9 protein-coding genes are annotated in these 11965 nt (G+C 36.7%); 7 read left to right on the forward strand and 2 right to left on the reverse strand.

What is annotated here, in order from left to right:
- Positions 1–61: 61 nt before the first annotated feature.
- Positions 62–829 (reverse strand): Bax inhibitor-1/YccA family protein, encoded by a 768-nt coding sequence (locus ACT9TX_RS04785; RefSeq protein WP_481337083.1) that lies wholly within the window; start codon positions 827–829, stop codon positions 62–64.
- Between the two features lie 79 nt (positions 830–908).
- Positions 909–1730 carry a polysaccharide deacetylase family protein gene (locus ACT9TX_RS04790; RefSeq protein WP_481337084.1) on the reverse strand — a complete coding sequence of 274 codons (822 nt, stop codon included), beginning with the start codon at positions 1728–1730 and terminating at the stop codon, positions 909–911.
- Positions 1731–1940: 210 nt separating this feature from the next.
- Here ACT9TX_RS04790 and ACT9TX_RS04795 point away from each other — a divergent pair, with 210 nt between their 5' ends.
- The 7 genes from ACT9TX_RS04795 (at position 1941) to ACT9TX_RS04825 (ending at position 11631) form a co-directional block, all read left to right on the forward strand.
- On the forward strand, positions 1941–3788 hold the full coding sequence (locus tag ACT9TX_RS04795; protein ID WP_481337085.1) for a 2-oxoacid:acceptor oxidoreductase subunit alpha: 1848 nt from the start codon (positions 1941–1943) through the stop codon (positions 3786–3788).
- 154 nt (positions 3789–3942) lie between these two features.
- Positions 3943–6372, forward strand: a complete 2430-nt coding sequence (locus ACT9TX_RS04800; protein WP_481337086.1) for a TonB-dependent receptor — start codon at positions 3943–3945, stop codon at positions 6370–6372.
- 103 nt (positions 6373–6475) lie between these two features.
- Positions 6476–6928 (forward strand): DUF2721 domain-containing protein, encoded by a 453-nt coding sequence (locus tag ACT9TX_RS04805; protein ID WP_481337087.1) that lies wholly within the window; start codon positions 6476–6478, stop codon positions 6926–6928.
- A gap of 88 nt (positions 6929–7016) precedes the next feature.
- Entirely contained in the window at positions 7017–7565 is a 549-nt protein-coding gene (locus ACT9TX_RS04810) for a hypothetical protein (RefSeq protein ID WP_481337088.1), read from the forward strand.
- A 92-nt stretch (positions 7566–7657) separates the two neighbouring features.
- The gene (locus ACT9TX_RS04815) at positions 7658–8983 is read left to right on the forward strand and encodes a vanadium-dependent haloperoxidase (RefSeq protein ID WP_481337089.1); all 1326 of its coding nucleotides are present in this window, start codon (positions 7658–7660) and stop codon (positions 8981–8983) included.
- Positions 8984–9134: 151 nt separating this feature from the next.
- Entirely contained in the window at positions 9135–10082 is a 948-nt protein-coding gene (locus ACT9TX_RS04820; protein ID WP_481337090.1) for a hypothetical protein, read from the forward strand.
- Between the two features lies 1 nt (position 10083).
- Positions 10084–11631: a phosphatase PAP2 family protein gene (locus ACT9TX_RS04825; protein ID WP_481337091.1), complete on the forward strand. Its 1548-nt coding sequence runs from the start codon at positions 10084–10086 to the stop codon at positions 11629–11631.
- The last annotated feature ends 334 nt before the right edge of the window (positions 11632–11965 follow it).

Raw genomic sequence — 11965 nt, forward strand, 5'->3', positions numbered from 1 at the left:
TTTCATAAAAAAGCCAGACTAAGGATTTAATCTGGCTTAAGGAAAATGTATTAAAAACTAACTAGTCTCTTTTTGCGAAGCGACTTAATAATTTCAAAATTTCGATGTACAACCATACGATGGTAACCATCAAACCAAATGCACCATACCATTCCATGTATTTAGGCGCGCCTTGTTCTGCACCTTGTTCTATCATATCAAAATCTAAAATTAAATTCAATGCAGCAATAGCTACAACAAATAAGCTGATACCAATACCCAATAAGCTACTATCGTACATAAAAGGGATAGTGATATTGAATAAACGTAGCAACATAGTTAGGCCATAAAATATAGCAATACCAACAGTTGCAGAGATAATAACACTCTTGAATTTCTCAGTGGCTTTAATGATTCTAAAATTGTACATCAAAAACATTGAGATAGCAACACCAAATGTTAAGCCCACAGCTTGTAATACTAAGCCAGGATAATTTTTAGAAAAGACTTCATTAAAAATGGCAGAAATACCACCAATAAATAAACCCTCTAGCAAAGCATACAAAGGCGCAATGTATTGTGCCCAATTTTTCTTGAAAATAATTGCAAAAGCGCAAATCATACCACCAAATGCACCAACCATAGTAAAGGTGTACATCTCATTTTGTCTTAGCGATTCGTTTAAATGCCAAGTGTATGAAGCACCACCAATAATCATTAGAAGTAAAAACCCAAACTTGTTAATTGTACCACGAACGCTCATCGTACCATGCATAGCGGCTTCGTGTGCGTAGCTTTTATCAAAAATTTTTTGTGTTAATGTAGGATTACCTGATTTAAAAAGTTCCATAGTGTTCTGTTTTATAAAATCAATATTACAAATTTACAACCATTCTTACCCTAGCTGTCAATTTTTCATTGTTAAAATATTATTTCAGTTTAGGATAATGATCAATAGTTTCAAAAACGTTTCTAGGATTTTGTTTTAGTAATGTAATAAATCTTGCTAAGCTATCAGTGTAGCCGGGGTTTCTAAACATTCTGTCATGCGTTAAAATAACCACATGATTTTTAGTGAATAATCGCTTGGGCTTTGCCAATGCACTGTCTACAATATCTGCCATGCGCTGTGGCTTTTGTACAGGGTTAGCACTCTTGTGATTAAAGTTCCATTCAACATCCCAACCAATTACGTTGTAACCGGCACTATCTAATAAAATACATGTGCTATCTACCAAATGCGACGCTTTCAATGTGTCTTTTAAAACCCAAGCACTATTACCAGGTAAGCGAATGATTTTATACGGTACGTTCAGTGTTTTTTGGGCTAAAAAGAAATCTTCTTTAGCCATTTCTGGATGTTGGTAAAAATATTTGTAATGACCATTAGCATGTGTGGTACTGTGATTAGTGAGCAAAAATTGCGGATAAGCTTCTCTAATTTCAGCCACTACGGCTTTTGTTTTTGCGCTATTAGCATGTTGCCCTACCATAAAAAAAGTGGCTTTTATACCAAGCTGCTTACATAAATCATAACAGGTTTGCGTACCATTTTGTGGGCCATCATCAAAAGTAAGGTAGATGTAATTTTTAGTACTATCGTGTACAAAAGGTTTACGCTCAAATTTATCTATTAGCGCTACACTTTTTTTAGGCTTTTTATCTTCTGTTGCCACCGCAGAAAACGATGGGTTTTGGCAACTCATTACCCAACTGGCTAATAATAAAATACCTACAACACGCAATTTCAAAGTACCCATTTTTTAAAAACTTAGCCTGCAAATATATACTACCTCTTGTGGCAATTGTTTAATGATTGTGCATCTTAACAAGCATTTAATTTGTCGCAACTAGAAATTTGCTTTTATAACATTGCTGCAACTATTAACTTTGCAGCCTATTTAAAAAGTAGACTTTCTCATAATCGGTCATGCTAGTTACATGAACCTTATATTTTTAGGATGAACACACACGAAGAAGTTTTACAAGACGTTGTAATAAAATTTGCAGGCGATAGTGGTGATGGTATGCAGCTTACGGGTCAGCAATTTACCAATAATACCGCTTTATTAGGTATTGATTTGGCCACTTTTCCTGACTTTCCTGCCGAAATACGTGCCCCAATAGGTACAGTACCTGGTGTAAGTGGTTTTCAGGTACATTTTTCTAGTAATCAAGTATTTACACCTGGCGACATTTGTGATGTATTGGTAATAATGAATGCTGCTGCATTAAAAGTAAACCTAAAAAGCATTAAGCCTGGCGGTAAAATTATTGCCAATATCGAGGGTTTTGATAACAAAAATTTACGCTTAGCAAATTACCCTGAAGGCGTTAATCCACTTGAAGATGGTAGCTTAGATAGCTATGAATTAATAAAAATAGATGTTACCAAATTAACCCGTGAAGCGCTAAAAGAGTTTACCGATTTGGGTACAAAAGAACGTGACCGTGCTAAAAACATGTTCGTTCTTGGTTTCATTTATTGGATGTATAACAGAAAATTAGATAATACCATCGATTTTCTAGAGGAGAAATTTGGCAAAAAAGAAACCATTTTACAAAGTAATATTAAGGTATTGCAAGCTGGCTACAACTATGGCGATACCACAGAAGCTTTTACTACTAGATATACAGTAGAAAAAGCCAAAATGAAGCCGGGTTTATACCGTAGTATTATGGGTAACCAAGCTTTATCTTACGGTTTAATTGCTGCTACAGAAAAAAGTGGCTTACCAATGTTTTTAGGTACCTATCCTATTACACCTGCATCTGATATTCTGCATGAACTGAGTAAGTACAAAAGCTTTGGCATTCGCACATTTCAAGCAGAAGATGAAATTGCAGGTATTACGGCAGCTATTGGCGCAAGCTATGGCGGTAGCATTGGTGTAACCACAACAAGTGGCCCTGGTATGGCATTAAAAACCGAAGCGATGGGTCTTGCAGTAATGCTTGAAATTCCTTTGGTAATAGTAAATATTCAGCGTGGTGGGCCTTCTACAGGCTTGCCTACTAAAACTGAGCAAAGCGATTTAATGCAGGCTTACTATGGTAGAAACGGTGAATGTCCTATGCCTATTATTGCTTCAGCCACACCAAGCGATTGCTTTGATGTAGCATTTGAAGCAGTACGTATTGCATTGCAACACATGACACCTGTGATTTTGCTAAGCGATGGTTATATTGCTAATGGTGCAGAGCCTTGGCGTTTTCCTCAATCAGCTGATTTACCAAACATTGCAGTAAGTTTTAAAACTTCACTAAGCGAAGGCGAAGACAAGTTTTTACCATACAAAAGAGATGAAAAATTTGTACGTCCGTGGGCGGTGCCTGGTACAGCTGGTTTTGAACACCGCATAGGTGGTTTAGAAAAACAAGATGTTACTGGTAATATTAGCTACGATGCAGACAATCACCAACACATGGTGAAGATTCGTCAGGCTAAAGTAGATACTATAGCCAATTATATACCTGAACAAAAAATTGAGGTTGGCCCTGAAAAAGGTAAAGTATTGATTTTAGGTTGGGGCAGCACATTTGGTGCTATTAAAAGTGCTGTTTTAGATTTAAATGCGATGGGGCATGCAGTAAGCCATGCGCATATTCGTTACATGCGTCCTTTTCCTAAAAACCTAGGCGATATTATTAAAAGCTTCGGCCACGTGTTAATACCGGAAATTAATAATGGTCAGTTAGTAAAAATAATTCGTGACCAATATATGGTAGATGCAAAAGCCTATAACAAAATAATGGGTATACCTATTACCAAAGGTGAATTAATAGAAGAAGTATTGAAAATGATATAGTTATCATTAGAATTTAAACTCACAAATAAAAGGCATTACCGTTTGGTGATGCCTTTTTGCCTTCTATGAAAATCTATCGAAAAAATATTTGCAATACTGTTGCAATTAATTCAATCGTTCTATATTTGCAACATTGTATCAAATATTTATCAGTATGAAGAAGCTTATTAGTTTATTGTTTATGTGCGCCTTAGCAACTTTATCCGCTTTTGCACAATCATTTACAAACAATACAACTGTAGTTACACAGGTAGCAAAAGGTAGTTTGCACGGCAGCATCAATGATGCCAAAACTGGCAAGACATTAGCTGGTGCTTATATTTTTTTACACGATATTAAAATAAGTGTAGCAAGCGATGCAAATGGTAACTATGCGATTAATAATATTCCTGCTGGTAAATACTTGGTAGAAGTAAGCTATATAGGCTATGCAACCATTATAGAAGCCGTTGAGATTACTGACAATGCTATTAAAAACTTTAGCCTTAAAGAATCGGCTGTTGAACAAGAAGCTGTAACTGTTACAGGTGTCGCTTCTGCAACAAAAACCAAGCAATCACCACAACCTGTAAGTGTGGTTAAAAAGTCAGACCTTTTACAAACATCTTCTAGCAATATTATTGATGCCTTAAGTAAGTTAGTACCAGGTGTAAATGGTTTATCTACTGGGCAAGCTATTTCAAAACCAGTTATTAGAGGTTTAGGTTACAACCGTGTAGTTACTGTACACGATGGCATTAGACAAGAAGGCCAACAATGGGGTGATGAACATGGTATAGAAATAGATGAATATAGCGTACAACGTGTAGAAGTGCTGAAAGGCCCAGCATCACTAATGTATGGCAGCGATGCGATGGCTGGTGTGGTGCATTTAATAACCAATGTACCTGTTGAAAAAGGCACTTTAAAAGCCAATATTCTTGGTAGCTACACTGATAACAATAACCTGTACGGTACTAATGCTAATGTGGCTGCGCATTTTAAAAACGGCATCAACTTTACCGTGTATGGTTCTTACAAATCTGCGGCAGACTATCAAAACAAATACGATGGTAAAGTATTTAATAGCCGCTTTAATGAGCGCAATTTTGGTGGCTATATTGGTATTAATAAATCATGGGGCTACAGCCATTTATTGGTAAGTAATTTTAACCAAAAAATAGGTATGGTTGAAGGTGAAAGAGATGCTACTACTGGTAAGTTTTTAGTAAATGCTGGCACACCTGATGAGCATATAGCTACTAACGAAGAACTTAACAGCAGAGACTTATTTACACCTTACCAACACGTACAACATTTTAAAATTGCTACCGACAATAACATAGCTTTAGGTAAAGGCAGATTGGCTGTAAACCTTGGCTATCAAAGAAACCAACGTAGAGAATTTGGTGATTACACCGCACCTACTACACCTGATTTGTATTTTAACTTACAAACCATTAACTACAGCTTACAATATTTATTTGCTGAGAAAAACAGTTGGCGTACCGCTATTGGTGTAAATGGCATGTATCAACAAAATGAAAACAAAGCCAATGAGGTATTGATTCCAGAATACAATCAGTTTGATTTTGGTGCATACATTACTACTAAAAAAACGTTTGATAAACTTACAGTTAGCGGTGGTTTACGAGGCGATACAAGACAAGTAACAGGCAAGGCTTACAGTAGTAATGGTACTTTAAAATTTGCCGCTTTTGATAGAAACTTTGGCAATGTTAGTGGTAGCATTGGCGCAAGCTACAATGCATCAGAAGCAGTAACAGTAAAACTAAATGTGGCAAGAGGTTATAGAAGCCCTAGCGTAAGTGAATTAGCAAGCAATGGTGCACATGAAGGCACTAACCGCTATGAGTATGGTGACAATAATTTAAAAACAGAAACTTCTTTTCAAATAGATGGTGGTATTGATGTAAATACACCACATGTAAGCTTTGGTTTAAGTGCCTTTTACAACAATATCAGTAACTATATTTTTTACAGCAAGTTAGAAAGTGCAGGTGGTGGTGATTCATTGGTAGATGATGGTGCAGGCAATGTGATTACTGCTTTTAAATTTAGACAATCGCAAGCAAGTTTATATGGCTTTGAAGCAAAATTAGATATCCATCCACATCCATTAGATTGGCTACATTTTGAAAATAGTTTTTCGTTGGTTGCTGGCCAATTTAATCAAAGCTACGAAGGCTCTAACAAGTTGCCATTTGTGCCTTCACCAAGATTACAAAGCGAATTAAGAGGTGATTTTAAAACCATTGGCAAAGCCTTAAAGAATTTTTATGTAAAACTAGAAATGGATAATGTAGCCACACAAAACAGAGTATTTACAGCGTACAATACCGAAACACCAACCGATGGCTATACCTTGTTTAATATTGGTACAGGTACAGAATTTACAAGTAAGGGCAAAACATTATTTAGCGTAAATCTTAGCTTAAATAATATTACCGATGTGGCTTACCAAAACCATTTAAGTCGCTTAAAATATGCTGGTGAAAACCTAGTAACTGGCAGAACAGGTGTGTTTAATATGGGCAGAAACTTCAGCGTAAAAGTAAATGTGCCTTTGAATTTTAGAATGTAAGAAGACTTTGAGAAACGTGAGAGGTGAAACGTGAAACCCATATTCAGTTATGTTCTTTTCACTATTCACCTCTCACGTTTCACTTTTTTAGTATCTTGCCTTCATGGATATTACAATTAACACGCCTGCCCTATTGTTTCCTGCCATCAGCTTAATTATGTTGGCTTATACTAACCGTTTTTTAGCATTGTCTAGCCGCATAAGACAACTTCACGATAAATACACAAGCGATAACGAACAGAAGCATATTATTCATGGGCAAATAAAAAACTTACGCTATCGTTTAAAGTTGATTAAAAACATGCAAGCCCTTGGTGTAAGCACTTTTTTGGGTTGCCTGCTGTGTATGTACTTTATTTATACCGAGCATTTTGAAATTGCAAGATGGATTTTTGCCATTAGTTTATTGTTGTTTGCAGGCTCATTAGCACTATCATTATTAGAGATTCAATTAAGCACCAAAGCGCTAGAACTTGAGCTGAGTGACATGGAAGGCTTAGAAGATCCGACCGTATTGCAATACCTTAAAAAGAAATTTGACCGCGATAAAGACTAGCGCAAACATTTGCGGTGTACATTTTCTTCTGTTTTTGGGCAAATGATAATGAATTGTTAAGCATTTACGAGTTTACTTTGTTTCTCGAATGCTTCGCCAATTTGCCACCATATCATTGCTATGCCTTTTTCTGTTCAATACTATTGGATACAGATTGGTTGTAAATATGCGCTTGCAACAAGCAGATGAACGCTTAGAAACTGCATTAGACAATAAAACTTACAGCGAGGCTGATTTATTTCTTGTAAAAATTCCTATCAACTTACCTTACCAAACCAATTGGTCTAGCTACGAACGTGTAGATGGTGAAGTAACTGTAGCTGGCGAAACGTACAAATATGTACAACGCAAAGTTGACAAAGACACCATGTATTTGCAATGTATTCGTCATACAGAACGTAATACCATAGCACAAAAAGCCAACGACTTACTTGGTAAAACCACAGATGTTGCTAATCACAATACATCAAAAAAAACAAATAATAGCACAGCAAAATTTGCTGTTGAAGATTTTGTAAACCACATTACTGAATGGCAAATTTTGGCTTTAGCCAATGGCAAAACCTACAATGCCACCATTCACAACATTACTACTACTAGCTATTTACAGCAATTAATAAGGCCACCGCAAGCGTAAGTTTTTATTCGTAAAAATTACCCTTAATAAAATGCCGTGTACCCTTTTGCGGTAGCGGTATGTTTTCTATGGCTTTAAATTCAATCTAACAGATGAGACGTCTTATTATATGCTTTTGCGTAGCAGTATCATTATTCGCATGTAAACCCAACAACGAGTATAAAACTTTTTTACACGATCCACAATTATTTTCAAATACCGTACATGAGCTAAACAGTGTGGTAATGGGCAATAATTTTCCGCCAATGATTGCGGCTCGTAACTACACATACGCAGCTATTGCAGCTTACGAAATTGTAGCGGCTGGCTATCCTGATAAATATCAATCGCTAGTAAATCAAATTCACGATTTAAAAGTAGTGGCAAAGCCAAATACTACAGAACCGATTGATTATGAATTGGCTGCTTTTTTGGCCTATGTAAAAGTAGGTGAAGCAGTTACTTTTCCTGAAGGTAGCATGCAACTGTACAGAGATAGCATTTTGCTTTTGGCAAGAGATAAAGGCTTGCCAAAAGCTGTAGAAAAAGCGTCTCAAACTTTTGCTGACAGCATGAGCATGAGCATTATTCGCTGGAGTAAAAAAGACAATTACGCACAAACACGTAGTGCCGAGAAGTATACTGTAAAAGATATTCCTGGCCGTTGGGTACCTACACCACCTATGTATGCACAAGCTGCAGAACCACATTGGAAAGAGATAAGAACTTTAGCGCTTGATAGTGCATCGCAGTTTATTGCCCCTGCACCTATTCCTTTTAATATCACTGACAAAAACAGTGCTTATTATCAGCAGGTGATAGCGTTAAAACATGCAGTTGATAGCCTTACTGACGAGCAAAAGCATATAGCAGAATTCTGGGACGACAATCCTTTTAAACTCAATGTATCTGGCCATTTAATGTTTGCCACAAAAAAATTCTCACCTTCTGGTCACTGGATGAGCGTGATAGGTATTGCATCAAAAACAGCTAAGGTAGATTATGCCAATACAGTATTTGCTTACGCAAAAACATCTATTGCATTATTTGATGCATTTATACAATGCTGGAACGCTAAATATACCTACAACACAGTACGCCCAGAAACGGTGATTAACAAATATATTGACCCAGAATGGCGCCCTTTTTTACAAACACCAGCGTTTCCTGAATATACTTGTGGGCACTCTACCATTTCCTCTGCTGCTGCTGAAGCCTTGACAGATGTTTTTGGCGACAACTTTGCCTACACAGATAGCACTGAGCTTGAGTTTGGTATTAAAAGTAGAAGTTTCAAATCTTTTAGAGACGCAGCCTTAGAAAACAATTGGGCTAGATTTTACGGTGGTATTCACTTTCACCCTTCTTGCATAGAAAGCACAGAACAAGGCAAAAAAGTAGGGCAATTTGTAGTACAAAAATTAAAGATGAAGAAGTAGTTAGCTACTATTAGCAACTACTTTATTGTTGTAATTACTTAAAAGTGTCAAATCCTTTTGAGTAACTATCACTGTATACCTTTTAGGTTTTGGATTGCCATGTTCTAAAGATTTTACAGTATGATTTCTCTTATCATTTACACAAACCAAAATGAAACTTTACTCAAAAATAATCATCGCATTATTGGTGTGCTTTGTTGCTTTAAAACAAGTAACTGCACAAACCGATTTTGATGCTATCATGATGTCAAAAAATCAACTGTGTGTAGGCCCAATGTATGGCTACAGCAGCTGGAAAAACTATTGGGAAGGCTCACTAAAAAGAGAGAATCTTAATCTTGGCACAGTATCTACAAGTACCGCTGGCGTTATGGGTGCTTATGGCGTTAATGGCAAATTGAATATTTTATTTAACGTACCATACATTTCCACCAAGGCCTCTGCAGGTACATTAAAAGGCATGAAGGGCTTTCAAGATGTAAGCCTGTTTGTAAAATGGATGCCTATTGAAAAAGACTTGGGCAAAGGTGTATTTTCATTGTATTTATTGGGCGGTATTTCTACACCATTAAGTAATTATACAGCAGATTATTTGCCTCTATCTATTGGCTTAAAAAGTAAAACAGCTAGTGCCAGAGTAATACTAGATTATCAAGTAGGCCATTTCTTTACAACTGCCTCTGCTACTTATGTGGCTAGAAGCAATGTAAAAATTGATAGAACGTCTTATTACACCACAGAGTTAATTGCAAGTAATGAAATTGAAATGCCTGATGCGGCCAACTTTAACTTTAGAACAGGTTTTAGAAGTGGCTGGTTAATTGCAGAAGCATTTGCCAATAACTGGACCACTTTAGGTGGCTTTGATATTACCAGAAACAACATGCCTTTTCCTAGTAACAGGATGAACGCAACAAGCATTGGTGCAGGTTTTAAATATACTTTTTTACCGTCACACGGTTTATCGCTTGTGGGTAATACAAGCACTGTAATTGCTGGCAGAAATGTAGGCCAGGCTACTACTTACAATGCCTCACTTTTCTACATTATCGACTTTACTCGTAAACAAAAATCTTCTAACGATTCTGAAACCAAATAATATGAAGCAGTCATTTTTCACCATATCAACACTTGCCATTGGTGCACTGCTTTACTTGTCATGCAACAAAAAAGTTGAAGACAGAACAGCTGATGCACCAGCTTTAGCCCCTACTAACATAGACTTAAATGCTGGCACTTGGAAACCGATTTTATTAAGTGCACCTACCGATGTTGCAGTGGCAGCACCAATTGCAACAGGTACACCAGATTATATCATTCAAATAAATGAGATTAAGGCTTTACAAGCCAATAGAACGAGCGATGATGAAAGGATAGTGAAATATTGGTGCGCTGGTGCTGTGTTACGCTGGAATGAAATTTTGCGCACATTGGTAGCAAAGCATAACTTACCACCTTACCAAAATGAAGATGGTACTTATCCTTTTCCTAGTGCTAATAATCCATTGGCTTATCCATTATTTCCATTTTCAAATCCGCCTTATGCGTCTAGGGCTTACGCTTATGTAAGTGCTGCGCAATACGATGCTTTGGTATCGGCTTACTATTACAAAAAATTATATAATCGTGCTGCACCTTATAAAGTAGATGCAACCGTTACATCGCTTATTCCTAAGTCAGATTTACCATCTTATCCATCAGAAGATGCAGTAATAGAAGGTGCTACTGTTACTATGCTTAGATTATTATTTCCTGGCGACCAAGATTACATCAATCAAAAAGCAGACGAACACAAAAGAGCACGTTTAATTGCTGGCGCAAATGTGAGAAGCGATATAGATGCAGGCGAAGCTTTAGGTAATGCTGTGGCACAAAAATTTGTGGTAAGGGCTAGAGGCGATAGAGCTGGTGCTGCTGTAGGCACACAAGCACAATGGACACAACTAGAAACCGATGCCATTGCCAAAGGCGAAATACCTTGGTACAGTTTAGAAACGCCAAAGCGTCCACCAATGTTACCATTATTTGGCAAGGTAAAAGCTTTCTTATTCGATTCATTAACGGCTATTTCATTACGCCCAGGACCACCACCTTCTACTGGTAGCCAACAAATGAAAACTGAGTTAGAAGAGGTATATCAATTTGTAAAAAATCCTACACAAGAGCAAACAAGCATTGTACATTTTTGGGCAGATGGTGTCGGTACTTACACACCACCAGGCCATTGGAACGCCATTGCAAGTGAAGATTTTATTGGTAAAAACTTTAGCGAAGTAAGATGGGCTAGAAATATGGCTTTGCTTAACATGAGTTTAATGGATGCAGCCATCGTTTGTTGGGATACAAAATACTTTTATTTCAATCCAAGACCAAGTCAGCTAAATCCTGAGATAAAAACAACCACAGGCGTACCAAATTTCCCTGCATACATCTCTGGCCACTCAACGTTTAGTGGTGCTGCTGCAACTATTTTAGGCTATATCATTCCAGAAAGGGCAACAGCTTACAGCAATATGGCGCAAGAAGCTTCAAACTCTAGAATGTATGGTGGTATTCACTATAGAAGCGATTGTTCAATAGGTTTAGTGGTTGGTAAAAACATTGGCAATTATGCAGTACAAAGAGGTAAAACTGATGGTGCTGATTAAACGAAATTATTTAAACAATTACTAAACAGATTTTGGTTTAGGGTTCGTAAAGGCGTTGTAAGTCTTTACAATGCCTATATTTTTTTATGGTGAGCAGAATTATTTTAACATTAAAATTTTGGGTACAATTTCAAAATTGAAATTATATAAATTTTATTAATAACACTTATACTTCTTGAAAGAGTTTTATTATTTCAAAACCTTTTCTAGCTTTCAATAACTGCTATTAAATAAATTATAAAGCTGTTGATATAATAATTACTGTATTAATTACGTTTCACAGTATTAGTTGCCTGATCTTTGTAAAGAAAGCTGGGCAACGTTTAGCCATCCT

Source organism: Parasediminibacterium sp. HNIBRBA5674, assembly GCF_056745525.1.